The 26,318-nt window shown below is 44.9% G+C and carries 21 protein-coding genes and 1 pseudogene; 7 read left to right on the top strand and 15 right to left on the bottom strand.

All coding sequences use genetic code 11. The features are described from left to right. Positions 1–83 precede the first annotated feature (83 nt). Together BW947_RS18485 and BW947_RS17355 are read left to right on the top strand one after the other, a co-directional pair. A pseudogene (locus tag BW947_RS18485) lies at positions 84–412 on the top strand (SDR family oxidoreductase). A gap of 247 nt (positions 413–659) precedes the next feature. Further along, positions 660–1,766: an alpha/beta hydrolase gene (locus BW947_RS17355; RefSeq protein ID WP_076501934.1), complete on the top strand. Its 1,107-nt coding sequence runs from the start codon at positions 660–662 to the stop codon at positions 1,764–1,766. A 305-nt stretch (positions 1,767–2,071) separates the two neighbouring features. Here BW947_RS17355 and BW947_RS17350 read toward each other — a convergent pair whose 3' ends face one another. The 8 genes from BW947_RS17350 to BW947_RS17315 all read right to left on the bottom strand — a co-directional run bounded on the left by BW947_RS17350 (position 2,072) and on the right by BW947_RS17315 (position 11,615). Beyond that, entirely contained in the window at positions 2,072–3,118 is a 1,047-nt protein-coding gene (locus BW947_RS17350; RefSeq protein WP_425272286.1) for a glycoside hydrolase family 43 protein, read from the bottom strand. 115 nt (positions 3,119–3,233) lie between these two features. Continuing rightward, positions 3,234–4,196, bottom strand: a complete 963-nt coding sequence (gene yjfF, locus BW947_RS17345; RefSeq protein ID WP_076501930.1) for a galactofuranose ABC transporter, permease protein YjfF — start codon at positions 4,194–4,196, stop codon at positions 3,234–3,236. After that, entirely contained in the window at positions 4,193–5,311 is a 1,119-nt protein-coding gene (locus BW947_RS17340) for an ABC transporter permease (RefSeq protein ID WP_076501924.1), read from the bottom strand. The genes yjfF and BW947_RS17340 overlap by 4 nt, the downstream gene beginning before the upstream one ends. Further along, entirely contained in the window at positions 5,312–6,811 is a 1,500-nt protein-coding gene (locus BW947_RS17335; protein WP_076501922.1) for a sugar ABC transporter ATP-binding protein, read from the bottom strand. Positions 6,812–6,842: 31 nt separating this feature from the next. Continuing rightward, on the bottom strand, positions 6,843–7,784 hold the full coding sequence (locus tag BW947_RS17330; protein WP_076501919.1) for an ABC transporter substrate-binding protein: 942 nt from the start codon (positions 7,782–7,784) through the stop codon (positions 6,843–6,845). Positions 7,785–7,890: 106 nt separating this feature from the next. Beyond that, entirely contained in the window at positions 7,891–9,060 is a 1,170-nt protein-coding gene (locus BW947_RS17325; RefSeq protein WP_244153268.1) for an aldose epimerase family protein, read from the bottom strand. Next, a complete protein-coding gene (locus BW947_RS17320; protein WP_076501918.1) occupies positions 9,051–9,821 on the bottom strand; it encodes an SDR family NAD(P)-dependent oxidoreductase in 771 nt (256 codons plus the stop codon). Before BW947_RS17320 ends, BW947_RS17325 begins: the two co-directional genes overlap by 10 nt. 60 nt (positions 9,822–9,881) lie before the next feature. Continuing rightward, positions 9,882–11,615, bottom strand: coding sequence for an IlvD/Edd family dehydratase (locus BW947_RS17315; RefSeq protein WP_076501916.1), 1,734 nt, complete (start codon positions 11,613–11,615; stop codon positions 9,882–9,884). Positions 11,616–11,816: 201 nt separating this feature from the next. Between BW947_RS17315 and BW947_RS17310 the strand changes: the two genes are divergently transcribed. After that, positions 11,817–12,740 carry a glycoside hydrolase family 43 protein gene (locus BW947_RS17310; RefSeq protein ID WP_076501914.1) on the top strand — a complete coding sequence of 308 codons (924 nt, stop codon included), beginning with the start codon at positions 11,817–11,819 and terminating at the stop codon, positions 12,738–12,740. Positions 12,741–12,835: 95 nt separating this feature from the next. Here the strand turns inward: BW947_RS17310 and BW947_RS17305 are convergent, their stop codons facing one another. The 5 genes from BW947_RS17305 to BW947_RS17285 all read right to left on the bottom strand — a co-directional run bounded on the left by BW947_RS17305 (position 12,836) and on the right by BW947_RS17285 (position 18,483). Then, positions 12,836–13,552, bottom strand: a complete 717-nt coding sequence (locus tag BW947_RS17305) for a FadR/GntR family transcriptional regulator (RefSeq protein WP_076501912.1) — start codon at positions 13,550–13,552, stop codon at positions 12,836–12,838. Positions 13,553–13,815: 263 nt separating this feature from the next. Then, on the bottom strand, positions 13,816–14,430 hold the full coding sequence (locus BW947_RS17300; RefSeq protein WP_076501910.1) for a beta-phosphoglucomutase family hydrolase: 615 nt from the start codon (positions 14,428–14,430) through the stop codon (positions 13,816–13,818). Positions 14,431–14,552: 122 nt separating this feature from the next. After that, positions 14,553–16,055 carry an L-arabinose isomerase gene (gene araA / locus BW947_RS17295; RefSeq protein ID WP_076501908.1) on the bottom strand — a complete coding sequence of 501 codons (1,503 nt, stop codon included), beginning with the start codon at positions 16,053–16,055 and terminating at the stop codon, positions 14,553–14,555. A 48-nt stretch (positions 16,056–16,103) separates the two neighbouring features. Beyond that, positions 16,104–16,808 carry an L-ribulose-5-phosphate 4-epimerase gene (locus BW947_RS17290; protein ID WP_076501907.1) on the bottom strand — a complete coding sequence of 235 codons (705 nt, stop codon included), beginning with the start codon at positions 16,806–16,808 and terminating at the stop codon, positions 16,104–16,106. A gap of 1 nt (position 16,809) precedes the next feature. Then, a complete protein-coding gene (locus BW947_RS17285) occupies positions 16,810–18,483 on the bottom strand; it encodes a ribulokinase (protein WP_076501905.1) in 1,674 nt (557 codons plus the stop codon). A 503-nt stretch (positions 18,484–18,986) separates the two neighbouring features. Between BW947_RS17285 and BW947_RS17280 the strand changes: the two genes are divergently transcribed. Then, the gene (locus BW947_RS17280) at positions 18,987–21,050 is read left to right on the top strand and encodes a TonB-dependent receptor (RefSeq protein ID WP_076501903.1); all 2,064 of its coding nucleotides are present in this window, start codon (positions 18,987–18,989) and stop codon (positions 21,048–21,050) included. A gap of 2 nt (positions 21,051–21,052) precedes the next feature. Then, positions 21,053–22,168 (top strand): PepSY-associated TM helix domain-containing protein, encoded by a 1,116-nt coding sequence (locus BW947_RS17275; protein ID WP_076501902.1) that lies wholly within the window; start codon positions 21,053–21,055, stop codon positions 22,166–22,168. Positions 22,169–22,385: 217 nt separating this feature from the next. On the opposite strand, the gene BW947_RS17270 is transcribed toward BW947_RS17275, so the two are convergent. Then, positions 22,386–23,144, bottom strand: a complete 759-nt coding sequence (locus tag BW947_RS17270) for an SDR family NAD(P)-dependent oxidoreductase (RefSeq protein ID WP_076501900.1) — start codon at positions 23,142–23,144, stop codon at positions 22,386–22,388. A gap of 161 nt (positions 23,145–23,305) precedes the next feature. On the opposite strand from BW947_RS17270, the gene BW947_RS17265 reads away from it, so the two are divergent. Further along, positions 23,306–24,193, top strand: coding sequence for an AraC family transcriptional regulator (locus tag BW947_RS17265; RefSeq protein WP_076501898.1), 888 nt, complete (start codon positions 23,306–23,308; stop codon positions 24,191–24,193). A 573-nt stretch (positions 24,194–24,766) separates the two neighbouring features. On the opposite strand, the gene BW947_RS17260 is transcribed toward BW947_RS17265, so the two are convergent. After that, positions 24,767–25,147, bottom strand: a complete 381-nt coding sequence (locus BW947_RS17260) for an aldo/keto reductase (RefSeq protein ID WP_279626107.1) — start codon at positions 25,145–25,147, stop codon at positions 24,767–24,769. Between the two features lie 53 nt (positions 25,148–25,200). Between BW947_RS17260 and BW947_RS17250 the strand changes: the two genes are divergently transcribed. Continuing rightward, positions 25,201–26,318, top strand: a protein-coding gene (locus BW947_RS17250; protein WP_143562272.1) for an IS3 family transposase whose coding sequence is annotated in 2 segments (ribosomal slippage) — positions 25,201–25,462 and positions 25,462–26,318 — 1,119 coding nt annotated over the 2 segments. Because the reading frame shifts where the segments join, the coding sequence is not laid out codon by codon here. This gene is flagged as partial in the annotation.

Raw genomic sequence — 26,318 nt, 5'->3', positions numbered from 1 at the left:
GAGTAATAACATCGAAAACAAAGTTATCGTAAAACAGGTGTATCAAGCGGTATGGGCGAAGCAGCAGCTCGGCCCTTGCATCTATGGGGGCGAAAGTCGTTGTAGGCGCTCGCCGCGTTGATCGCATACAAAAAGTGGCTTCAGAGATTAAAGCGAATGGTGGCAAAGCGCTGGCTCTGGCAACGGATGTAACCAACAAAGGCGATGTTAAAATTTGGTTGATACTGCTATCTGCACATTTGGACGCATTGATGTTCTTATCAATAATGCTGGGGTTATGCCTCTTTCTATGTTGGAAAGTGCCAACGTTGATGGATGGGATCAGATGATTGATGTCAATAGAAAAAGTGTTTTATACGGTATCGCTGTTGCGCTGGCGCATATGATAGAACAAAAAGCTGGGTACCAGTAAGAACATGGATTAAGTGAAATGCTACCTTTTGGAATATCAGGCAATGATTAAGCAGGATCTTCCTAACGAAATATAAGCAAAGCCTGCAAAACTACACATCATTAATGCGCTGGATTCAAACACAATTTGATTGTGACCTAGCCAAATGTATATAGCCCAATGTTTCTACTGAAAGACACGGTTAAATACTATTTTGTGCTCCTTATCTCAGTCTCAGCCCAAATGTTAGCTTACTCGGAGAATAACCATGGATACACCTAATAAAACGACCAACATTGCTACTGAACTAGATAACCCTGATAAAGGAAGACGAAATATGCTGAAAGTGACCGGAGCGAGTATTGCTGCATTAGGCGTAGCCTCATTTTCCTCTGGTATGGCGTCTGCACAGTCATCAATAACACCAGTTAATGAGTGGGACAAAACGTTTATCAAAAATGACAAAGTCGAGCACAAAAAAGTCACTTTTAAAAATCGTTATGGCATTACCCTGTCAGCCGACCTTTACCAACCTAAAAATCTCTCTGGTAGCTTGCCTGCTATTGTCGTAGGCGGCCCTTTTGGCGCAGTTAAAGAGCAATCTTCAGGTCTGTATGCACAAATAATGGCAGAGCGTGGCTTTGTTACGCTGGCTTTTGATGCTTCTTATACAGGAGAAAGTGGCGGTGAACCGCGTAATGTTGCTTCGCCAGACATCAATACGGAAGACGTTAGCGCCGCGGTAGATTGTATTGGCATGCAAGCCAATGTGGATCGTGAGCGTATAGGTGTTATCGGTATTTGTGGTTGGGGCGGCATGGCATTAAATGCGGTTGCTGTCGATAAGCGTGTCAAAGCGGTTGTTGCAAGCACTATGTATGATATAGCGCGTGTTGTGTCAAAAGGATATAACGACAGTGTTACCCTAGAACAGCGCACACAAATGTTGGCGCAAATGAGTCAGCAACGTTGGCAGGATGCAGAGAAAGGAACTCCGGCCTATCAAGCGCCTTATAACATGCTAAAAGGGGGCGAGCCGCAATTTATGCTCGAATACCATGATTACTATATGACACCTCGTGGTTACCATCCGCGTGCGGTCAACTCTGGTAACGCTTGGTCACAAACTATGCCGTTGTCGTTCGCGAATATGCCTTTACTGACCTATATAGCGGAAATTTCACCGCGTCCGGTGCTGTTCATCCATGGCGAAAAAGCACACTCACGCTATTTCAGTGAAACCGCTTTCGCCGCTGCCGCAGAACCAAAAGAGCTGATGATCATTCCTGGCGCAAATCACACTGACCTTTATGATCAAGTTGACATCATTCCGTTCGACAAGCTCACGGCCTTCTTCAAGCAGCACTTAGCCTAATCAGCTTCGGATTTAATACGGGCGAAAGACACCTCTTTCGTCCGAGTCATCACTGAATTCAATCTGCATTGTGGGGCAGTGAAACATGACATTTCAAGCATGAAAATCACAAATCAGGCCTCTTGTTGGCACTGGCAGAGATCGAATCATGTTGTCTTTGTTAAAGGTGCGGGAATACCATGGCAAGCCTGTATGAGTTAAACGCAAAACTGCTTGTATCTACATCAGTCTGTGCTGACTCAAGGCCACTTTTACTCCAATTATTGCTGCTTATTCCGCTTTAAGTTAGCAGAAGTTTTTTAGGTTCACTTAGCTAAGGTTTGTGCATCGCTGAGCTGATTATCAAACTGTGGCATGCCATCTGCTGACCAAGATATCGCGCGATAATAGCTGTGGCGATTGCCGTCGGTGAGTGGCGTTCCTTGTAGTTCAAGGTAATTGCGGGCGTGGTAGAACATCAACTCCGTTTTACCGTCTTCTGCCAGTACAAAGCTGTTATGCCCTGGGCCAAAACGTTTAAGCGCTGGATTGCTGCTAAATACGGGTATGGGGGCTTTGTGCCAACTTTTGGGGTCGAGGAGATTGGCCGTTTGATCCGCCCACAGTAAGCCCATAGCGTAGCGATCGTCCGTGGCACTGGCGGAATAGGTCACAAAGACTTTGCCGTTTTTAATGAGCACGGCAGCGCCTTCGTTGACTTTAAAACCTAATCTTTCCCAATCAAGTAAAGGCTCGGTGATGATGGTTTCCTGTGCTGACGCCTGCGTCGGCGACACCATTTTGGCGATCACCAAGCCCGTGTTGTAATTTTTAGCCTCGTCTTGCTGCGCCCAAATAAAATAGCGCTGCTCGCCTACTTGAAAGCTGGTGGCATCTAATGAAAATGCATCGTGCGCCGTTTTAAGCCGCCCAAGTTCTTGCCACTCCCCCGCCATCGGATCATCGCCATTTAAGCCTAATACAAACATGCGATTATGAAAACGCAGGTCTTTATCACTGGCGGCATAATAGATATACCAACGGCCATCAATCTTATGTAACTCGGGCGCCCAAATGTCGATGCTCATGGGCCCAGACTCATGTTTGTGCCAGATTATCTTAGGCTGTGCTTGGCCCAGAGCCTGAATCGTAGCGGCGTGGCGCAGTTCGATTCGATCAAATTCGGGTACTGAGGCGATAAAGTAATAACTGCCATCGTCGGCTTGAATTACCCAAGGATCGGCGCTGCGGGCAATAAAAGGCGCGTTTTGAGTCACAAGATGTTGCGAATCTGTGGTGTGATGGACGGCAGGTTTGAGCTCAAGCACTGGCACTGCATTCGCAGGCGCTGCCATACAAACCGATAACGTCATTGATAGCGCCAGTGCTGACAAACGGTTTGGTTTAAGGGGAATTCGACTCGCGCTACCGTGCTTATCGCCGCTATGGTTAAATTTCAGGCGTGAAGAGCAAATCGTTAAGGTTAACTTATCCATGGCTAGGTTTGCGTCCATTCAAGAGTTTTTGTAATACGATGAAGAAAAATAGTAATAATCCAATCACTATTTTGGTCCACCAACTGCTGAGCGTGCCATCGAAGGTAATGTAGGTTTGGATCACGCCCATCAAAAACACCCCAAGCACAGTGCCTAACACAAAGCCCCTACCGCCGGTTAGTAAAGTCCCGCCAATCACCACAGCGGCAATGGCATCGAGCTCTACCCCAACCGCTCCAAGTGCATAACCCGAAAAGGTGTAAAAGGTGAATACTATCCCTGCCAAGGTTGCCAGAAAACTGCTGAGGGCATAAATGCTGATGGTGGTTTTGGCGATAGAAACCCCCATCAACTCCGCCGATTGTGCATTACCGCCAAGTGCGTACACATTGGTTCCGAAGCGGCTGTAATGCATAACAGTCGCAATAATAATAAAGAACAGGATAAAAATCAGTGAGCTGATATCAAGCGAGCCACTACCGGGCAAAGCAATACTCAAATCAGCAATCGCATCGTAAAACGGGTGATCAATAGCGATTGATTCTTCACTGATGGTGGTTGCCATGCCGCGCGCTAAAAACATTCCCGCTAAGGTGACAATAAAGGGCTGTAACTTATAAACGTGAATAATAGTGCCCATCATGGCGCCAAAAAGTGTGCCTAATGGGAGCACTAATGCAAATGCCTGTAATGGGTGCCAGTGATATTCGGTAATGAGCACGCTAGTGAGTACACCGCTTAAGGCAATCACAGATCCTACGGATAAATCTATGCCTCCAGAGATGATCACTAATGTCATCCCAAGTGCGGTGATCAGTAAAAAAGCATTATCACGGAATAAGTTAGTCACAACCCTGATACTGGCAAAGCCTTCAAACTGCGCTGAGCCGATTAAAAACATCACCAGCAGCAAGGAGGCCGTGATCCATAGGGGAATAAAACGTTGAGCCATCATTTTTTGTCTCCAGCCTTGGCGTTGTTGAATATACCAAGCTTAAATAAACCCGATAGCTGACGTCTAAATTTTTCAGACTGCAGTAGCAGTACACTCAAGATCACGATCGCTTTGATCAACAGGTTAAATTTGGCAGGTAAACCGCTGACGATAATCGTCGTGGCTAAGGTTTGGATGATCAAGGCACCGATGATCGATAGCACAAGTGAAAAACGTCCACCAGTTAAGGCTGCGCCGCCAATCACTACCGCTAAAATTGCATCGAGTTCAAGCCAAAGTCCGATGTTATTAGCATCCGAACCTTGAATGTCGGCAGTGCTTATCATGCCCGCTAACGCCGCGCATAATCCAGCAATCGCATAGGCAAAAATTTTGATGGATTTATCGTTAATGCCAAGGTAACGACTCGCTTTGGCATTACAACCTACTGCCTCAATAAAAAGTCCAAGGGCAGTTTTTCGTAGTAATAACTGACTCAATAACAACATGCCAACCACAATCCAAATTGGCATAGGCAATCCTAAAAACTGCCCGACACCTATCGCCGCAAAGCCTTCATGTTGAAAGGTGATTATTTGGCCTTGATTGATCAACTGAGCCACGCCGCGTCCTGCCACCATAAGTAGCAAAGTGGCCACAATAGGCTGAATGCCTAAAAAACTGACCAAGGCACCATTGATAGAACCTGCCGCTAGGCCGACAATTAGCCCCGCCAATATAACAGTGACTAAGCTGATGTCAGGTATCAGTAAAAGGTTGGCACAGACCGCGCCTACAATCGCCATTACAGCGCCGACCGACAGATCAATCCCCCCCGTGGCAATGACTAAACTCATGCCTATCGCCAGTAAGGCCACGGGCGCACTGCGGTTTAAAATATCAATCAAGGAGCCATAAAGGCGGTCGTCTTGATAGGTTAAATGGAAAAAACTGCTGTCGATAAATAAGTTAACCAGTAGCAGCAGGGTTAATGCTAGTAAAGGCCAGAGATAGCGGCCAAAGGATGCTGATTTACCCGCTTGATAACGGTCAGTTTTTTCTTTGTTCATTGCTTGCTGGCTGCTTTGCGCCATAGGTAAAGCCTCCGGCGATATCATTTCTGCTGAGCTTTTCATTTATCCCTCCGCAATAGCTTGCATAACATGTTGTGAGGTGAGTTCTAATCCCGTTAATTCACGCACCGCATAACGGTCGCGCATCACGACCACTTTATTGGAAAATGCGACGAGTTCATCTAATTCGGAGGAAGCGACCAGTAGAGACATGCCATCGTCACACAGGGATCTAATTAATTTGATAATTTCGGCATGGGCGCCGATATCGATACCGCGCGTCGGTTCATCGAGCACTAACAAAATCGGTTCGATGGCTAGCCAGCGCGCTAAAATCACTTTCTGTTGATTACCGCCACTGAGCTGCTCTATAGGTTTGTCTGCATCGGGCGTGGCGATCTGCAATTTATCGATAAAGAACTGAGCAATTTCTTCTTGCCTTGCCTTTGATAAACAGCGCCACCATCCCACACTCGCCTGCAAGGCTAAAATGATGTTTTCGCGAATGGACAAAGGCCCAATAATGCCGTCAACCTTGCGATCTTCCGGACATAGCGCGATCCCCGCATGAATGGCATCCACCGGCTGTGAAAGATGCAGTTTTTTACCCGCTAAGTGAATGCTGCCGCTCTCAAGTAAATCTAACCCAAAAACTGCATTACAAACTTCACTGCGCCCCGAACCTAACAAACCAGCAAGACCTACAGCTTGGCCTTTAGGGACAGTGAGCGTCATAGCTTGAATCGAGCCTTTAACTGACACACTCTCAAGCGATAACAGTACCGCTGTCGTTGCTTTAACGGCATTATCATCAGATTTTTTATCAACCAGTTGCGCTTGCAGTGAACGGCCGAGCATCGCTTCAATCAACTGGGTTTGGGGCAACTCAGATGTTAGATACTCACCAATAAAGCGACCGTTTCGCAGCACTGTGATGCGGTCGCTAATCTGGTAAACCTGATCAAGAAAATGAGTGATAAATACAATGGCCACACCCTTTTGCTTGAGTTGGTTCAAAATGCCAAATAGCACTTGTACTTCGTCCGCATCGAGGCTGGCCGTTGGCTCATCTAATACCAATACTTTGGCCGACATGGCTACGCCACGGGCAATGGCAATAAGCTGTTGCACGGCAATCGAGTATTGCGACAGTGGCGCGGTGACATCAATATCGAGTTTAAATTGGGTTAATACACTGCGAGCATCGGTATACATCTTATTAAAGTGGATTAATCCAAAACGTTTAGGCTCATGGCCCAAAAATAAATTTTGCGCCACAGAGAGATTAGGCAGTAAGTTTACTTCTTGATAAACCGTACTTATGCCCACTTTTTGCGCCTCAATCGGCGTGCAAAAATGCTGTTTTTCGCCAAGAAAGACAATGTCCCCGCTATCTTTGGATTGTGCTCCCGTCATCACTTTAACCAATGTGGATTTACCCGCACCGTTTTCACCCAATAGGGCATGAACTTCCCCTGAACATAAACGTAAACTCACCTCTTCTAGCGCTTTTACGCCGGGGTAATGTTTACTGATATTATTCAGTTCTAAGATAAGGCTCATTGCTCGTCTCCCCAATAAACTCGATTACAGCTTAACGCAAGCGACGTTTTTCATATTCGGCTGCTGCGGTTTCTTGGGTGAAAACTTCACCTGTGGTGCTCACCCATTTTGACTGCTCTTTATTACCCTTAATAAAGGCATCAATAGCATCAAATGCAGGGCCACCCATGTGCGGGCTGTACTCTACCGTGGCATTGGCATCACCATCAGCCATGGCTTTAAAGTAATCAGGTACACCATCAACTGACACGATTAAAATATCTTTACCTGGTTTTAAGCCAGCCTCTTTAATTGCTTGTACAGCACCCAGTGCCATCTCATCATTGTGTGCCCAGACCGCGCACAGAGCTTGGCCATTTTGTGCTTTAAGGAAACCTTCCATCACTTCTTTACCCTTAGCACGGGTAAATTCGCCCGTTTGACTACGGACAATCTTGGCGTTGGGGTAGTTCGCAATCACGGCATTAAAACCCGTCGCACGGTCAATGGCGGCAGTGGCGCCCACCGTGCCCTGCAACTCTGCAATATCACAATTACCTTGAGTTTTATCCATTAACCATTCACCGATTTTACGACCTTCTTCGGTAAAATCTGTGGCAATACGGGTAAGATAGAGAGAGTCATCATCCACATTAATATTACGATCTACAATAACAACGGGAATACGAGCACGTTTAGCTTCTTTAAGCACGGGCTTCCAACCCGTTTCAACTACAGGTGCAATAATAATCGCATCAACACCTTGGGCAATAAAACTGCGTACTGCTTTGATTTGGTTCTCTTGTTTTTGCTGTGCATCGGCAAATTTTAAATCGATTCCCCTTTGCTTAGCCTCGGCTTTTACCGCTTCGCTGAAGCTAGTTCGCCAACCACTTTCTGAACCCACTTGCGAAAATCCCACAGTGGTTGCAAATGCACAACTCGCACTGACGGCCCATAAACTGAATGCTGAAACTAATTTAAAATTTTTCATTATTATTCCATTTCAAAATTTTAGTGATAAAAAACCAGACCTTCTTAATTCAGAAAGCCAAACTTAAAAAAAGCGATGTTATTTACTGGTTATAAATTTATAAATTTCAGATATTTTTAAATTTGTGTACCGTAACTTGTTTATACACGTTATTAGCTTCTAGTATTACACTTGGAAAATGATCAATGTTTACAGCATTGGGATAACCATGAGTTTCCAAACACAATCCGTAATACTGTGTTAATGGCTTGTCGTGTTGATCGAAGTGCGTACCATCTAAAAAATTACCGCTGTAAAATTGTAATCCTAGTTCTGTCGTACTTATTTCCATTTCACGTCCTGAAATAGGATCGACCAAATTAGCAATAACGTTTAAATTTGATGAACGACTGTCTTTTCTATCCATGACAAAATAATGATCATAACCGTTATCTAAGGTATGAATATCACGTAAAATCATTTTAGGTTGTCTAAAGTCAAAGGCGGTATTCTCTACTGGGATTAGTTCTCCCGTAGGGATTTGCTCTGCATCTAAGGCTAAAATATGTTGTGATTGGAGTTGCAAAGAATGGCCTAGTATTCCATTTTGCTTATCTGAAGCTAGATTCCAATAAGTATGATTGGTTAAGCAAACTGGCGTTGTTTGATCCGATTTTGCTTCATAGGTAATGGTTAACTCATTGTTTTCATTCAATCGGTATTCGACTTTTATTACCAGTTCACCTGGGTAGCCTTGGTCACCATCGGGACTGATTATGCTGAAACTTGCTGCGACAGCATCCTGATATTGAAGGGTTTCACATTGCCAGAGGCAATGGCTTAACCCTTGTGGACCGCCATGAAGTTGATTATTACTTTCGTTAGGCGTTAATTGAATCGTATTGCCATTGAGTGGGAATTGAGCACCGCCGATACGATTCGCAACACGACCTGCAGTAATTCCAAAATAATAAGGATTAGTTGCCCAATCTTGAATGTTTTTGTAACTCAAACTTAAATCAATCGGTTGTGCTTCTTTGTCATGAATTTTAACCGACCAAACACTCGCGCCATAATTAGATAATAACACCTCCAAACCATGGCTATTAGTTAAGGTGATTAAATGCAACTCTCCAGGAAATACAGCGTGAGTTAATTTTTTCATCGATATAGAGAGTTGCATAACAATAATATTACCTTTTATTGGGTTAAGTCTTTTAAGCACTCCTGACGTATTCATGCGTATTAAATAACGACTTAATGAACCACAAACTTTATTGTTAATGACTAAATCCAACCACCATCGACAATAAAGTTTTGTGCAGTGCAGTGTTTGCTATCATCTGAAGCCAAAAATAATGCCATGGCTGCAATATCTTCTGGCATGACATAGTCTTTGATACATTGGTTATCTTCGATATGTTTTGCCGTATCTTTATCTATCCAGTGAGTTAATTGACGTTGAGTCATCACCCAACCTGGCGTTAGGGTATTAATCCTAATTTTATCTTTACCTAAATCAGCGGCAAGTCCTCGGGTAAGGCCCATAGCGCCAGCTTTGGAGGCGGTATAGCCCGCCATACCAGACTGACGATTATGCCAACTCATTGAGCCTAAGTTGATCACTGAACCACCACCGAGTCGCTGCATTTGCTGTCTAACAGCTTGAACAGCAAAAAAATAATGTCGTAAATTGGTATTTAGGCAGTGGTCCCAATACTCGGGCGTCACTTCGTCGATACTATGGCGTTGATCGCAGGCGGCATTATTGATTAAAACTGAAATCGGCCCTAGATCTTGCTCTACCTGTGCTAACACTGTTTTTAGTGCCTCAATATCAACTAAATCACAGAGATAAAATTTTAATACTGCATCAGCATAGTGGGCTAATAATTTGTTAACAAGTTGATTTGACTCATCATTAAGGATATCGACAAAAGCAACTTTCGCGCCCTGATCTAAAAAAGATCTCACTAGACAGGCGCCAATACCCGTACCACCACCACTAATAAAAATGGTTTTTCTTTTTAAACTCGGGTACTGATTACTCAACTTCATAACTCAACCTTTTTTTAAAATAGTTATTTGGTTTTATTATAAAAGAAAAAGCTCCCATGTTTAATGGGAATGTGCCGGAATATCAGCACCTCGACATCCGACTAGAAAATCAAAATCACAACCTTCATCCGCTTGCAGTACTCGTTCCTTAAAAATAGAGAGATAACCACTGCTAGTGTGAATTATTTGAACTGATGTTAATTTGGCCAATCGGTTAGCTAACTCGTCATCACTGATCTCAAGTTGTAAAACTCCTGCAAAGGTATCAAGCGTGATCACATCGCCATTTTGCACTGCGGCTAAGGGACCTAAATCCTGTGCTTCGGGCGCAACATGCAAGACTACCGTACCAAATGCGGTGCCACTCATGCGCGCATCTGAGATCCTAACCATATCTTTAATGCCTTTTTTCAATAGTTTAGGAGGCAACCCCATATTGCCGACTTCTGCCATTCCTGGATATCCCTTAGGGCCACAATTTTTTAGTACCATAATACTGGTTTCATCAATATCCAGTTCTGGGGAGTTGATACGGGCGTTGTAATCATCAAAACTCTCAAAAACCACCGCTTTACCGCTGTGTTTCATTAAATGTGGACTTGCCGCCGAAGGCTTTATCACGGCGCCACGGGGAGCAAGATTTCCTCTTAATATGCGAATACCGCCATTTTCAACTAAAGGCGCATCTATGCTCATGATGACCTCGGTGTTATAGCAAGGTGCATCCATCACATTGAACCACAAGGTTTGTCCGTTCACCGTTAGCGTATCTTTATTCAATAAATCATGATCAAACAGTTGCTTTAATACAGCCGACAAACCACCCGCATAGTAAAAATCTTCCATCAAGTACTGACCTGAAGGTTTAAGATTGACAATGGTAGGCACATCGTAGCCGTATGACCAATCGTCTAGTGACAATTCAACCCCCATTCGACCCGCAATTGCTTTCAAATGGATCACCGCATTAGTCGAACCGCCAATCGCCGCATTAGTTTTTATCGCATTGATAAATGCCTCGCGAGTTAATACTTTCGACAGCGTTAAATCTTCATGAACCATATCGACAATACGCATACCAGACATGTGGGCTAACACATTACGCCGTGAATCGACGGCTGGAATAGCAGCATTTTGCGGTAAACTGGCGCCTAAACTTTCGACCATGCAAGCCATAGTGGATGCGGTGCCCATGGTGTTACAAGTACCCGTTGAGCGGGACATATCGGCTTCAGCATTCATAAACTCGGCCAGACTGATATTGCCCGCTTTATACTCTTGATGCATTTCCCAGACTAAAGTGCCTGAGCCAACATCTTTACCCTTATGCTTGCCGTTGAGCATAGGCCCGCCAGTGACGACTATTGTCGGCAAATTACAACTAGCAGCGCCCATCAATAATGCGGGAGTGGTTTTATCGCAGCCAACTAACAAGACAACACCATCTATCGGATTACCGCGTATCGCTTCTTCAGTATCCATTGCCGCTAAGTTACGTGTCAGCATTGCGCTTGGGCGTAAATTGGATTCGCCATTGGAAAATACCGGGAATTCAACCGGTATTCCGCCGGCCTCACGTATACCGTTTTTGACCCTTTGTGCTAAATCGCGCAGATGGCCGTTACAGGGTGTGAGCTCTGACCAAGTGTTACAGATGCCGATCACCGGTTTATTTTGAAAATGATGCTCGGGTATGCCTTGGTTTTTCATCCAGCTGCGATACATAAAACCATTTTTGTCATCACTCCCAAACCAACTCGCCGAACGAAGTGCTTTTATTTTTTTATTATTCATTTTACACCTTCGTTTTAACAATCTTGGCGTTAGTGAATGCACTCGTACCGCGTTGGCACTCACCTCGTCACTGTATGCCGCTCTGCCCTCGTCCAAAGTAGCAAAAGACAGTCGTTAATCATTTGCGCTTTAAAGATTGCTAGTGGGTAAAAGTATTGGTATTACTATAATACTAAAATGTCAAAAAACAATAGAGGAATTATGAAAAAGGCACTTTTGAGTATTTGTTTAGTATTCAATTCGGCGGCATTTGCGGCTAATCCAGTGTTTACCGCTGATCCTGCCGCTATTGTCCATCAGGATACTGTGTACCTATATACGGGACATGATGTGGCCAAAGACAACAAAACCTTCTTTGAGATGCACGATTGGCTGGTCTTTAGCTCAAAGGACATGCTCAATTGGACTGAACACGGCAGTAAGTTAGCCGTTAAGGATTTTAGTTGGGCCAAAGGCGATGCTTGGGCAAGCCATGTAATTGAAAAAGAAGGTAAGTTTTATTGGTATGTTACTGCAAGGCACGCCACAATTAATGGCTTTGCAATTGGTGTAGCTGTTGCCAACAGCCCATTAGGTCCTTTTAAAGATGCGCGTGGTACGGCACTTATCACCAATGATATGACCACAGATACTGACATCGATTGGGATGATATCGACCCTGCAGTATTTATTGATGATGACAAACAGGCTTATATTTTTTGGGGTAACTCAAAGCCTCGTTACGCCAAGCTAAAGTCTAATATGATCGAACTTGATGGCCCAATTCACACTATCGATGTGCCTAATTTCACCGAAGCGCTATGGGTACATAAAAAGGATAAAACCTATTACCTTTCTTATGCCTCAGGTTTCCCCGAAAAAATAGCCTACGCGACCAGCGATAATATAAAAGGCCCGTGGAAGTACCAAGGTATCCTAAATGAAGTGGCGGGAAACTCACCGACAAATCATCAGGCTATTATTGAATTTAAAGGTAAATCTTACTTTATTTACCATACTGGCGCGTCACAAAATGGCGGTGGCGAGTTTAGACGAACTGTTGCCATCGACCCACTTTATTACAATCAAGATGGCACAATTAAGCGTATTCAGATGACAACAGAAGGGATCATCTCGGCGCAGTAATACTACTATATGGTGCGAAAACAGTTGCAGAAACAAAAAGGTGAGCCGAATATCGGATCACCTTTTTTTGTTCTTCACAAAGCATGTGCGTGATGCTATTTGTGCTCGATATTCTTCTTTAGCGTATCTTGGGAGGTAGAGAGCAGTTTATTCATTTCTGCTTTGGCACGCTCGCTGTCCCCTGCTTCAATCGCAGTATAAATAGCTTTATGGCCAGGCAAAGATTCGAGGAAATCATCTTGAATGGTACTACTCAATCTAAATATTTCGAGTAAAGCCGACTGAATAGAGACACCTAATGAGACCATAAACTCATTATTGGTCGCATCTAAAATTGCCATGTGGAAGTCAATATCCGAGGTATACACTTCATCAGTGCCCACTTGCGCCGTTTCCATCTTGGCATACGCAGCAGCAATTATTTCCAGTTGCGCTGGGGTACGTTTTTTAGCAGCAAGTTCCGCTGCCGCGGGTTCAAATACTTCACGGATCTCATACAGAGAGGTGTAAAACTCAGGTGAAGGTTTAGATTGAGAAAACCAATTTAACATAACGGGATCGAACATGTTCCAATGGCGGCGTTCGCGAATACGCGTGCCCAATTTAGGACGCGATTCAATTAAGCCCTTTGCAGTAAGCACCTTAAATGCTTCTCTGAGCGAAGTACGAGACACTTCAAGTTCTTCACAAATGGTGTTCTCATTGGGAATATATTCACCAGGTGCATAAAATCCGCCAACAATACGCGAGCCAAGTTCGCTTGCTACCCAGTTGTGGATATTCTGTGGTCGGTTGTTTGCCTGATTTGCCATTGCGTCCTCTTATGTCTCGATATAGCCGAACAGAATCTAAAATAACTCGCTAAAAAGCCGAAATTGATCAAATGTTATGATACTACCTTTCCTTAAAAACGTAACAGGTAATTTGTCATAAAGCCAAGAATTTATGAGAGTTTCACGCTAATTCACCCTTTCGCCGTTATTCAGTGATTATGCTTTGCTTTACATTGTAAGGCTGCTAATAGCGGCTTGAGTTTGCCTGCGACGGCTTATTTTTAACCAGTATTTAACCGCTTTTAGCAGGGTGACTCTGTTAGAAAATAATCATTTTTTATATCAAAATCGCTCAAGACATCGACCACAAACATGCCTGCAGATTGTGCCGCTTGAATACCTGCTTTGGCATCTTCAAACACGATACAACGCTCAGGCGCAATCCCCATCAACTCGGCGCAGCGCAAAAACGTATCTGGTGCGGGTTTGGGGGCTGTAACTTGGTCGGCTCCGACTACATAGTCGACTAAGTCGAGTAAATCGCACAGAGTTAAAATCTCCACCGCTTCTTGGGTATAAGCGCCCGTGCCTACTGCCATTGGGCGTTTGCCCTTATTTTGCTTGGCAAATTCGGCCAGACGGGTTGGCTTAACATAGAGATGCATAGTTTCACGAACTAATGCTTCTTTATACTCATTTATGGCTTCATATGTAGCGGTCGGCGTAACACCAAAATGGGTAACTAAGATCTCAAGCGTGCCAATTGTTGGCACACCTGCTAAGGAGCGCATTAATGGGCCATCAATAGGGATGCCGAAGTGAGTTAATGTTTGTCGCCAAGCTTGCTCATGTAGCTGACCGCTATCGACTAAGGTGCCGTCCATATCGAAAATAATGCCATCAAAATCTGCGTACATATTGCTTTCCCAACCTTTTAGGACTGAAACAAATTAACGGGTTAAATTCATCTGAAATTTACACATATTGTGCATAAATTGAAAAGCCGCCCTTAGGCGGCTTTTCACTATTAAGTGAGCGATTATAGCCCTCTTGCTAGACCGTAATATACGGAATTTTGACGAAGCTCATTTTTAAACTGACGTATTTTAGTATCAGCATCAATGATCACCAGCTCTGCTCCCGCCATTTCCGCAAAGTCGACTATGTTATCAGTGCTAATCGCTTGGCTATAAGCTGAGTGATGCGCGCCGCCCGCGTGGATCCATGCAGCTGCTGCTATCGACAGATTTGGACGCGGCTCCCACAGTGCCGAAGCCACTGGCAGATTTGGCAATTCTTGTGGTGGCGTTACAGTATCTAATTCATTGAGAATAATACGGAAACGGTTACCAAGATCGATTGTCGATACGTTAATCGCAGGCCCAGCTTTACCAGTAAACAGTAAACGCGGTACATCGCAGCGCACACCGATTGTATGACGGTGTACTTCTAAACGTGGTTTAGCGGCGGCAATAGACGGACATACTTCTAGCATGTGCGCGCCGAGCACTTGGTCTGTCACGCCAAAGTTATAGGTGTAATCTTCCATAAAGGAAGTACCACCGCTGCGGCCTTGGCCCATGACTTTCATGATACGAACCATAGCCGCAGTTTTCCAATCGCCTTCACCACCATAACCAATGCCATTTGCCATCAAACGTTGTGTCGCTAACCCAGGTAAGCCAGTCATGCCGGTTAGGTTTTCAAAGCAGTTAGTAAACGCACCAAACTCGCCATCTGTTAAGAATTGGCTTAAGCCCAGTTCGATTTGTGCTTCTTTTCTTAGGCGATCGAGTTGGTATTCATCGTTAAATAACTCATTGCTGATGATATATTCACTCGCATAGCGGTCGATTTGAGCGCTGATATCATTTTCGCTAATGGCATTAATTGCATCATTTAGCTCACCTAAACTGTAGGCATGCACTTCGTAGCCGAATTGAATTTGCGCCGCTACCTTATCACCTTCGGTGACCGCCACCTGGCGCATGTTGTCACCAAAGCGAGCAATACGAAGATTTTGGCTTTCGTTCCAACCCGCTGCAGCGCGGCACCAGTCGTCCACTTGGGCTTGTACATCGTTTGTTTGCCAATGACCGACAACCACTTTGCGTTCTTTACGCATACGGGTGCCAATATAACCAAACTCACGGCAACCATGGGCACTTTGGTGGGTGTTCATGTAGTTCATATTAATGTCGGCCCAAGGCAGCTCGGCATTAAACTGAGTATGTAAATGCATAAAGGGTTTGCTGAGTTCATTTAAACCCGCGATCCACATTTTGGCTGGAGAGAAAGTGTGCATCCATAGGATAACGCCCACACAATTCTCATCACTGTTAGCCGCTTGGCAAACAGCGTAAATTTCGCGAGGAGATTTAACGGTAGGTTTGTACACCACTTCCATTGAAATCGCATCTGACTGATTAAAACCATGAACAATTTGCTCACTGTTTTTCGCCACTTGCTCTAACACTTTTGGCCCGTATAAATCTTGCGAACCGGTAACAAACCACACCTGCTTTTGTTTGAATGCTTTCATATTGTTCTCTCTACCCTATAAATTTGATGATCCAGCTAACGTGAAACACTATTTACTTTGACTATTTTGGCCGTAATAGGCGTCTTTACCGTGCTTACGTAAATAATGCTTATCAATAAGCCCTTGCTTTAATGGCGTAATACTTGGCGACAAGGTTTTAGTGAGATAAGCCATACGCGCGATTTCTTCGAGTAATACGGCGTGATAAACCGACTTTGCCGCGCTGTCTCCCCAAGTAAATGGCGCATGCCCTGCCACAATCACCATAGGTGATTCGCTTGGATTTCTATCAGCAAAGCAATCGAGAATTTGTACGCCGGTTTCTTCTTCATAATCGCGGCTGATTTGGTCATCACGCATCACAGCAGTGCATGGGATCTCACCGTAAACATAATCGGCTTGTGTGGTACCCAAGCAAGGAATGGCGATTTGCGCCTGCGCCCATGCGGTTGCATAAGTAGAATGTGTATGGGTAATACCGCCAATACTCTGCCATTGGCGGTATAAGTAAGTGTGGGTTTTTGTGTCGGATGACGGGCGTAAACGCCCTTCGACAAGCTGGTTTTCAAGATCGACGATAACAATATCTTCGACCTTAAGATCCTCATAAGGCACACCACTTGGCTTAATACCAATCACGCCAAGCTTGCGATCAACTTGTGACACATTACCGAAGGTGTAAGTCACTAAGTTGCGTTTTTCAAGCTCCATGTTGGCTTCATAAACTTCACGTTTTAGTTCAAGAAATGACATGTTATTTCGCTCCATCCACATAATGCCCTAGGGCTAAATACGCTTGATAAAGCGCTTGGTATTTTTCAGCATTGGCAGGATTTGGCTGATAGGTTTTAGCGACATTTGAGGCCATTACAGCTTGAGCACTTAACACATCGGGATACACGCCAGCAGCGGTTGCGGCATAAATAGCAGCACCCAAGGCGCAGCTTTGCTCGCTTTCCAGCACGTCGATATTACAATTCCACACATCAGCGCAGGTTTGCATGATGAAATCTGACTTTTTAGAAATACCACCAATGGTGACGACTTGATCGATGCGCACGCCCTCTTCCTTAAAGCGTTCGATGATGGCTCTAGCGCCGTAGGCACTGGCTTCGACTAAGGCTTTAAACACTTGCGGTGCGTGGCTGCCCATGGTTAAACCGCTTATCGCCATAGACACCGATTGGTCGGCATCTGGGGTACGGCGGCCGTTAATCCAATCGAGTGCGACTATGCCCGTTTCACCCACAGGAATATTTGCTGCAGCATTACCCAGTTCAATTAAGGTTTCATCTTCGAGCTGGGCAATCAGTTTCGCTTTTACTTCTGCGTCAAATAATGCCGAAGTATTGATGTGTTTAATTGGCCAGGTGGTGAGATCCTTAAACCAAGCATATAGGTCGCCAAAGGCGGATTGCCCTGCCTCAAGACCTATCATACCGGGCATGACTGAACCATCGACTTGACCACAAATGCCTTTAATACAGCGCTCGCCAATATCTTCATAGCTCGCAACTGTGATATCGCAAGTCGACGTACCCATCACTTTAGTGAGTACGCCTTCCTTTACATTGGCACCCACAGCTCCCGCGTGACAATCGAACGCGCCAAACGACACAATAACGTCGGTTGATAGTCCAAGATTGGCTGCCCACTCAGGGGTTAAGGCGCCGCAGACTTTATCAGAGGTGCAGGTTTCAATAGGTAAACGGTCACGAACCCCATCCAGTAATGGATCGATAGCAACAAAAAATTCATTGGGCGGATAACCGTTCCACGACTCATGCCACATCACTTTATGCCCCGATGCGCAGCGACCCGCCTTATATATCTTAGGGTGAGTTGTGCCAGTCACTAATGCCGTGATCCAATCACAGTGCTCGACCCAGCTGTAAGCTGCTTGTCTCACTTCAGTATCATGACGCAGTACATATAATGCTTTAGCCCAGAACCACTCAGAGGAGTAAATACCACCTTCATATTTAAGGTAATTTTCTTTCGCGACTTTAGAGGCAGCAGTAATTTGCTGGGCTTCAAGAAGCGCACTATGGTCTTTCCACAGTAAAAACATCGCATTTGGATTAGATGCAAATTCTTCTTTAAGCGCTAATGCAACTCCCGCTTCATCAACTGCAATCGGTGTTGAACCTGTCGTATCAAAGCTTAAACCGCAAACGTTTGCTGCTGAGCCTGCTGGTGCTTTAGCCCAAAGTCCTTGCACAACTTCAATTAAACTTTCAATGTAATCTAAAGGATGTTGCCTAAATTGATTTTTAGCAGGGACACAATACAATCCCTTTTTCCAGCGCGGGTAGTACACCACATTGGTGGCAACTTCAGCGCCGCTTTGTGTATCAACCAATAATGCGCGAACAGAATCAGAGCCATAATCCAGCCCTAACGCGTAAGACCCCAAAACATTAGACATTAGCATCCTCGTACATTGAACTCAGCAATCACCCATGTGATCACAATATTATTTTGTACTACAATACTACTATACACCAATCGTATTACAATATTATTTTTATCAAAGAGTGATAATTTTTTTAACATCAGCAACAAGTCTATCGAGGTAATTGTTTTAGAAGATTTACTGTTTCGGCTAAATAGCGCCCAAAAATGCATCGCCAGAAGTTTTACAAGATCAGAAAAATGGTTGCGTGGTCAATTTTAGTGGCCAACTCCAAGCCACTATTTTGGCGTTTTCCCAAATCTTCGCTCTTATTCATGACCACTATTCAGATGCTATTATTCAAAACTGCGACATTTTGTCGCATCGAGTTTTCCCCCTTAAGGCACTATCATTGCCGCCGCTTTGTAAGCCTGCATAATCATCAATCATTACAATAATTTCTAATCGATAGCTTTGATGACCGTGTTGCATGACGTCCACTTTTGATATTTTTCATTTTCTTGAGGTTATTTCCGATGAACACTTATATGTCTGGTGGCACTCTACGCTATCTGTTAATACCTACCTTTTTATTGACGAGCCCGATGGCTGCCTATGCTACAGAGTTGGAGAAAAGTACTACTGAAGTAAAGTTGGCCACTGGAGATACAAGCTTTGCAATTGGTGAACGTATAACGGTAGTGGGCAAACGTTCGGTCGATGCAAGTAAGGTGCTGACCTCTGTTGACCGTATGTCTGGTGAGTTAGTCCAATCCGCGGATGTCGACTATGCGTGGCAACTATTGGGACGATTACCAGGAGTCACGCTGACTGAATTCAATCAGGGGACGACAAGCGGCAAATTATCCTTTCGGGGTTTTAATGGTGAAGGAGAAATTAACGCTGTTAAGCTATTGATTGATGGTATTCCATCAAATAGTAACGATGGCAATATGCCGTATATTGATATGATTCTACCTTTGGAAATATCGACGGTTGAAGTGGTAAGAGGTACGACAGATCCCCGCTATGGCCTACATAATATTGCAGGTAATGTGTCTTTTGAAACTCGCTCTGGCGGCGATTATTTCGATACAAAATTAACTACGGGTAGTTTTGGTAAAAACGACGTTCAGGTTGTTGCGGGTGTTGAGACTGGTGCGTTTCGACAAAATTATGCAGTGGGTTATCGCGAAGCAGAAGGTTATCGCGATCATTCTGACTTTAGTCGCCGTAGTTTTGCAGGGAAATGGGCTTTTGATCTCAGCGATAATATGACTTTAGCCGCGAGTGCCCGAACCTATAGTGTTGACGCGAAAGAACCAGGCTATCTTACCAGGGATGTCGCCTACACCACGCCTCGTGCCACTAATGACTACAATCAAAGCGATGAAGGCGATCGTGATATCAACCAATTTAGTGTATCACTGGATACAACATTATCGACAACGTCGACATTGCGTATACTTAGTTGGCTTAATCAATTTGAGGACAATCGTTATGTGACATATTCAGCTAATGTTGCACAACAAAATCGTTATACCGAAGAAGAACATTATGGTGCGCTTGCATCCGTATCCTTTGAGCCTGCAGTCAGTTATTTACATCGCTTATTTATTGAAACGGGTGCTAGCGTTGAAGTTCAGGACAATATTTCTAAGCGTTTTTTGACTAAAGAACAGGTTGCAACGAGTCAAACTCGTGACCAAAAATTCGATTTAACCATCACGGGTGCGTATGTTCAAACCATGTTAGAACCTACAAAATGGCTAAGAGTGACCCCCGCTTGGCGTGTGGATCAGGTTCGCGGTGATTTTACTGATAATCTTAACGATCTTACTGCCTCAGCAAATGATTACGGCACAATTAGTCAGCCAAAATTATCAATCGCCGTTTTCCCTATTACTGACTTGACCTTATTTGCCAATTGGGGACGAACGTTTCAGATTGGTGTTGGCTCGGGCTCTTATCTTATTCCCCCACGTCAAGATGATGTGGCCCCTTCGATAAATGAAGGTTGGGAAGTGGGAACTAAATACCAGCCATGGGATAGCGTAGATTTGCGTTTGGCGCTCTGGAATCAAACTGCAACAGGTGAACTAAAACGAAGGTTGAATGATCCTGCTGGCGATGTAGATAATATCGGCGCTACCGAGCGTCATGGTGTTGACTTACAAGCCTCTTGGGCACTGAACGATGACATTAATGTTTGGGGTTCAGTGGCTTGGCAGCAGGCAGAGATAGATAAAGCGGATCCACAAACACCAGAGCTAAAAGGGAACGATATCGATCATATTCCCCAGTGGATATATAATGCGGGAGTTGATTTCAGTGCCACCGAAAAGCTCAGTTTATCGGCATTATTACGGGCACAAAGTAAATATGAACTCAATACTGCGAATTCTGCCGGTCGTTATGGCGATTTTGTCTTGCTAAATGTCAGTGCCCGCTACGCGTTGAATAACAGTACCGATCTGGCATTTGAGATCAAAAACTTAACCGATGAATATTATGAATATGTTTGGTGGGATGGTAGCCAAACGCTACACAGTCCAAATGAAGGTCGTTCTGTAAATGCTTCTATCTCTCTACACTTCTAAAGATGAATTTTCGTAAAGCGGCAAGAAGGCTGCACTTATGGTGCAGTTTATCCATCGGCATGCTACTGGTGCTAATTGGCTTATCCGGCGCGGCGCTGGTCTACTACGTGGAAATTGACCGCGTGCTGCATCCTGTTTTGGATGTCAAACCGCAATCTCCTGATTGGGATAAAGCGCTGGTAACATTACGTACTGCATATCCAGATAAAAGTGGCGCATGGCGTTTCGAAGTCACGACAGATAACGGTACGATCCCAGCTCGTTACAATAATCCTGTAGAAAAAATGGGGCAAGGATTTGCGCCCATGATGGTTTGGCTATCGCCTGATGGCACCGAAATATTGCGGCGGGATTACTGGGGAGATTATCTTATGACCTGGTTGTACAATCTGCATTTCCAATTGTTAATGGGGGATGTTGGTACTGCCATCGTAGGATATTTAGGGCTGTTTAGCCTAGTATTATTATTGACAGGACTGTTAAGTTGGTGGCCTAGACGTGGGCAATGGCTTAAAGCACTTCGCTTCAAAAAACGTAGCGCTATTATCGGCTTACTGTACGATTGGCATAAAATCACTGGGTTGTTATTTTTGTTGCCCTTGTTATTGCTGAGTCTAACGGGAGCAATGCTTGCGTTACCCGTTGAAACCCGTTTAGTTTTAAGTTTATTTAGTGAGTTAAAGCAGCCTAATGTCCCTAAAACGGTTGTTACTGTACAAGGGGGTTCACTCATTGCGCCATCGGTAGCTGCGAAGCTAGCATTGGCCGCACTGCCTGATGCCGAATTGGCTTGGATTGAAACACCTACAATGGAGGGCGGATTTTATCGCCTGCGTTTACAAGCCCATCAAGATCCTTCGCGTCGATTCCCCCACAGCTATGTCTATATTGATGCTGTTACTGCTGAAGTTGTGTCCGTTTTTAATAACCCAACCCAAGGAGCGGCTAATACGATTTTGAACTGGCTTCACCCGCTACATGATGGTTCTGTATTGGGTAGGATTGGTAGAGTGATATGGCTGCTCTCTGGTTTATCTTGCCTGTTGCTATTTGTTCTAGGGTTATGGCGGTGGTTATTGAGAAAACCTTATTTTCATTGGAATAATAAGCCGACATAACATCAATATTTTACCATTAGATAAATGGTTCAAATCTAAAAAAGGTAAAATATACAACATAGATACAAACAGGTTTTATTTGCTGAGCCAGAATAAATAATATGGCTAAAAACAATATAAAGCGGAATTGGTTCGTCCTTATACAGTGAGACTGAGAAGGACGAATTGGCTATATTACAACTTCAAAGATTCGCCATCTTCAGGGCTTAATACGTGGCTACAGTAATTGGCCGCCCGAAATATCAAAGGTTGTCCCGTTAGCCCATGCCATGTCATCGGATAAAATGGCGGCTACTGCTCCACCCACATCGTCCGGTAAACCTACACGCCCAAGCGCAATCCCCTGAGCAACCCAAGCATTCACATCATTATTGTCGCGCACCGCACCACCGCCAAAATCGGTTTCGATGGCGCCCGGGGCAATCGCATTCACCCGAATTTGACGCGAACCAAATTCTACGGCCATATAACGTGTTAGAACCTCTACAGCGGCCTTCACCGCGGCATAAATGCTGTATCCCGGTAAAGTAAAGCGTACGAAGCCGGACGAAACGTTCAGGATACGACCGCCGTCTGCTATAAATGGCAACAGCTTCTGAGTCAGAAAAATTGGCCCCTGAAGATGCGTGTTGATTAGTGAGGTAAACTGCTCTTGTGTCGCATCAACAAAGTTTGAAAAGAGACCATTGCCGGCATTGTTAACGAGGAAATCGAAATGCTTGCGACCGAAATCAGCCGTCAGCGTTTCAATGACGGCGTTTAAAAAAGCCTGAAAACTGGTGACATCGGTAATGTCCAGCGGCAGCATTACTGCCTTGCCTCCTAGGGCTTCAATCTCTTGCTTCAGTGACTGAGCTTCTTCCTCGCTGCTGCGATAGGTACCAATGATGTGGACGCCGCGTTTGGCAAGGTGAAGTGCCATATTGCGGCCAAGGCCACGACTTGCGCCGGTGATGAGTGCAATCTTGTTAGTCATGAGTAGTCTCGCTTAGGTTATTAGACGCACCTTTCGATGCATTATTGACCCGCTCATAATAGGCAATGACCCGTTTGTAATCTACGCCGGATACGCTCATTATATTGCCTGATTGTCTCAATACATTGTGCGCGATCCCGGAACACGGGTATAATCTATTCATGAATAATTCTCTTGCTCCACATCTCGACATAGTCCTGCGACATGCGCCGCCGGGTTTGACCTGCACACGGATCCCACGTGTAGATATCTGTATCGGAAAAGGCTCTACAGACAAGACCCCCTGCCTGTATCGCTCGATGGTTTGCTTTATCCTTCAAGGCTCTAAGCGCATTGCCATTAATGAAAAGTTTCTGAGCTATGACAGTGAACAATATCTAATCAGTGCCCTTGATTTGCCTTTGATCGGACAAATATTTGATGATGAAGGAGGTCAGCCTTACGCTGCTATTTCACTGGTAATTGATCCGGCCATACTCGCAGAATTAGCGGCCTCCATAACGCCGATTTACGAGCGCGAACAAAATGGAATTGGTGTCATGATAAACCCCATGACCACTCCAATCAGCGATACGTTACTTCGCTTACTGTCATTACTTGATACGCCTGAGGATATCCCAGTTCTCGGTCCTATGCTCGAACGGGAATTGCTTTATCGTCTCTTACAGGGGCCGCAGGGACGACTGTTACGTCAGATTGCCCAACCCGATGGCGCGCTGAGTAGCATCCGGCGAGCCGTCGCCTGGATCAGAGACAATTACAATACCCGACTTCATATCGAAGCGTTGTGCGTAATAAGCGGCATGAGTCGGGCAAGCCTACATCGTCATTTTCTGTCGATGACGGGTCTCAGTCCTGTCCAGTATCAAAAGCAGCTCAGACTGCAGGAAGCTCGCCAGCTGTTACTTTCCGGAGAACACCGCGCGTCTGACGTGGCTTTTTTAGTCGGTTATGAAAGTGCTTCACAGTTTAGCCGTGAATATTTACGGCAATTCGGTGCACCGCCTGCACGCAACATGCGCGAGATACGTCAGGCGATCGGTACTTAATTCAGCAAGTCCTGCTTTATGAAAATAGAGGCTCTGAAGAAACATAATACGTTTTACTCACCTGCCGCCAGGATCTCATGCTGTTCCTAGATGTAGATAATACTTCCACCTATTCAAAGCTGGGTAGTCTGAGTCTAGTGTGGGATAGTTTCGCTTTTCCTGGCCCCCTTTACACTCCCCATCCCAGCACACAGTGACCACCAAAAATCATTCGACGAATCGCCAGTGAACCCAAGCAGACGGTGAACCTAGGCGGGGTTACACTGGCGTCATTCCGGTGTTTAAGGTGCTCACCGTTAACGTGGAGGTCGGTGGCAGCAATATTATGCACAAACTGTGAAATCTTGCTGCCACCTAGCAGTAAACGCCAGAGTCCATGCGAGTGCAACTTTCTCCATCGGTATACCCATCTCCGCTGCTAGCTGTTCCAGCGTGTCTAGAATTGTCCAATTGCGTTCTGTGAACTTAGTATCTCCGAATAAATTAGCGCGGCTAAGCCGCGTCGTATCGGCCTAGGCACCCGCCGCTGTATTCATCGTCATCCAGTTCGACAGGTTCCTCCGGGGAAGCATCTTAAATCCAGACGGGGGTCGCACCATTTGCATAGCGTTCGCCAAAGCCACCATGTGGAAGGATCTGCTCAATCGCGGCCAAATCAGCGGCCGTTAATGCAATGTCAGCAGCACCAGCGTTTTCAGCAACACGCTCCTGCCTGCGCGATCCCGGGATCGGTACAATGTCATCGCCCTGAGCCAGCAGCCACGCCAGCGCGAGTTGGGACACGCTGATCCCCTTATATCGGGCAATTTCGGTCAGGCGATTAACAGCATCGAGGTTCTTATCGAAATTACCGGGCTGCCAGCGCGGGTCCGTGCGGCGCATGTCATCCTCATCATACTCAGCGGCGGGTTTGGCCGACCCAGTGAGGAAGCCTCTACCCTGTAATGGTCTAATGAAACTGTAGAGATTTATAGCTTAAAATAAGCCAAATCTTAAAGGTATTTATTATGATTAGAAAATCGAAAGTCACTGTCAGCCCGCTGCAAAAATTAGAATATGCCAAGCTGATGGTCGAACAGGGTTACACCAACAAGCAAATTGAAGATATGTCTGGTGCAGGTAAATCTGCGGTGTCTCGATGGAAAATCCAGTACCAGGCTGAATTAGCGGGTAAAACCCCAGAAAATGCCAAAGCATTCACTGAAGAACAACGAAAAATTCAACTCTTAGAAGCTCAACTAAAACAAGCAATGAGGGATAATGACATCCTAAAAAAGGCTGCAGCTTTCTTCATTCGAGACAATCAAAACTTAAAATGATCCGCGAAGTAAAGAAAGCAAATCTAGGCTTTAGAATGAGTGAGTTGTGCCGAGTATTCGAGCTCAGTTGCAGTAGTTTATATTACAAACCGATCCCCCAAAGCGCTGAAAAGCAGGCACGGATACAATTAGTAGAACAAGCGTTCTCTGACTCAAATTCGACGTATGGTAAACGTCGAATACAGGCAGACTTAGTCGATTTAGATTGTAAGGTAGGGGTTTACGCTATTGCTAGCATAATGAAAAGTATGGGGTTAATAGCGATTAGGCCAAAGAAAAAGCATTACTATCCTAACTCAGGTGATGAGCAAGTTTACGCACCTAATTTGCTCAAGCGGCAGTTTAACCCTACGACGTATAATACTCATTGGGTGGGTGATATTACCTACATAAAATCCCATCAAGGGTGGAGTTATTTAGCTTGTGTGCTTGATTTAGGCACCAAAGAAATTGTTGGGTATGCCTTATCAAGCCAACCCAATGCAGCGTTAGCGACAGCGGCCTTAAATAACGCGCTACAACGCCAGAGGCCAAATACACAGGCGTTGATGCTTCACTCTGACCAAGGTTGCCAGTACTCGGCTAAGGTGTTCAGAGAAAAGCTAAGGGGCTTAGGTATTGAACAAAGTATGAGTCGTAGAGGAAATTGTTGGGATAATGCGGTGATGGAACGATTTTTTAGGAGCTTAAAGACTGAACGATTAAACCATTTAGCCTTTATCAATCACAGCTCTGTAGTGAGCGTGGTTGAGCAATATATCCAGTTTTACAATTACAAACGTAGGCATTCAGCAATAGATTATAAG

It is taken from the genome of Shewanella morhuae (assembly GCF_900156405.1).
Lineage (GTDB): Bacteria > Pseudomonadota > Gammaproteobacteria > Enterobacterales > Shewanellaceae > Shewanella > Shewanella morhuae.
Note: the sequence above shows the minus strand (reverse complement) of the source record. Positions and strands in the feature narration are given on the sequence as shown.

Coding starts and splice junctions, on each gene's coding strand:
- BW947_RS17355 (WP_076501934.1), top strand. CDS start 660: ATGGATACACCTAATAAAACGACCAACATTGCTACTGAACTAGATAAC.
- BW947_RS17350 (WP_425272286.1), bottom strand. CDS start 3,118: ATGACGTTATCGGTTTGTATGGCAGCGCCTGCGAATGCAGTGCCAGTG.
- yjfF (WP_076501930.1), bottom strand. CDS start 4,196: ATGATGGCTCAACGTTTTATTCCCCTATGGATCACGGCCTCCTTGCTG.
- BW947_RS17340 (WP_076501924.1), bottom strand. CDS start 5,311: ATGAAAAGCTCAGCAGAAATGATATCGCCGGAGGCTTTACCTATGGCG.
- BW947_RS17335 (WP_076501922.1), bottom strand. CDS start 6,811: ATGAGCCTTATCTTAGAACTGAATAATATCAGTAAACATTACCCCGGC.
- BW947_RS17330 (WP_076501919.1), bottom strand. CDS start 7,784: ATGAAAAATTTTAAATTAGTTTCAGCATTCAGTTTATGGGCCGTCAGT.
- BW947_RS17320 (WP_076501918.1), bottom strand. CDS start 9,821: ATGAAGTTGAGTAATCAGTACCCGAGTTTAAAAAGAAAAACCATTTTT.
- BW947_RS17315 (WP_076501916.1), bottom strand. CDS start 11,615: ATGAATAATAAAAAAATAAAAGCACTTCGTTCGGCGAGTTGGTTTGGG.
- BW947_RS17310 (WP_076501914.1), top strand. CDS start 11,817: ATGAAAAAGGCACTTTTGAGTATTTGTTTAGTATTCAATTCGGCGGCA.
- BW947_RS17305 (WP_076501912.1), bottom strand. CDS start 13,552: ATGGCAAATCAGGCAAACAACCGACCACAGAATATCCACAACTGGGTA.
- BW947_RS17300 (WP_076501910.1), bottom strand. CDS start 14,430: ATGTACGCAGATTTTGATGGCATTATTTTCGATATGGACGGCACCTTA.
- araA (WP_076501908.1), bottom strand. CDS start 16,055: ATGAAAGCATTCAAACAAAAGCAGGTGTGGTTTGTTACCGGTTCGCAA.
- BW947_RS17290 (WP_076501907.1), bottom strand. CDS start 16,808: ATGTCATTTCTTGAACTAAAACGTGAAGTTTATGAAGCCAACATGGAG.
- BW947_RS17285 (WP_076501905.1), bottom strand. CDS start 18,483: ATGTCTAATGTTTTGGGGTCTTACGCGTTAGGGCTGGATTATGGCTCT.
- BW947_RS17280 (WP_076501903.1), top strand. CDS start 18,987: ATGAACACTTATATGTCTGGTGGCACTCTACGCTATCTGTTAATACCT.
- BW947_RS17275 (WP_076501902.1), top strand. CDS start 21,053: ATGAATTTTCGTAAAGCGGCAAGAAGGCTGCACTTATGGTGCAGTTTA.
- BW947_RS17270 (WP_076501900.1), bottom strand. CDS start 23,144: ATGACTAACAAGATTGCACTCATCACCGGCGCAAGTCGTGGCCTTGGC.
- BW947_RS17265 (WP_076501898.1), top strand. CDS start 23,306: ATGAATAATTCTCTTGCTCCACATCTCGACATAGTCCTGCGACATGCG.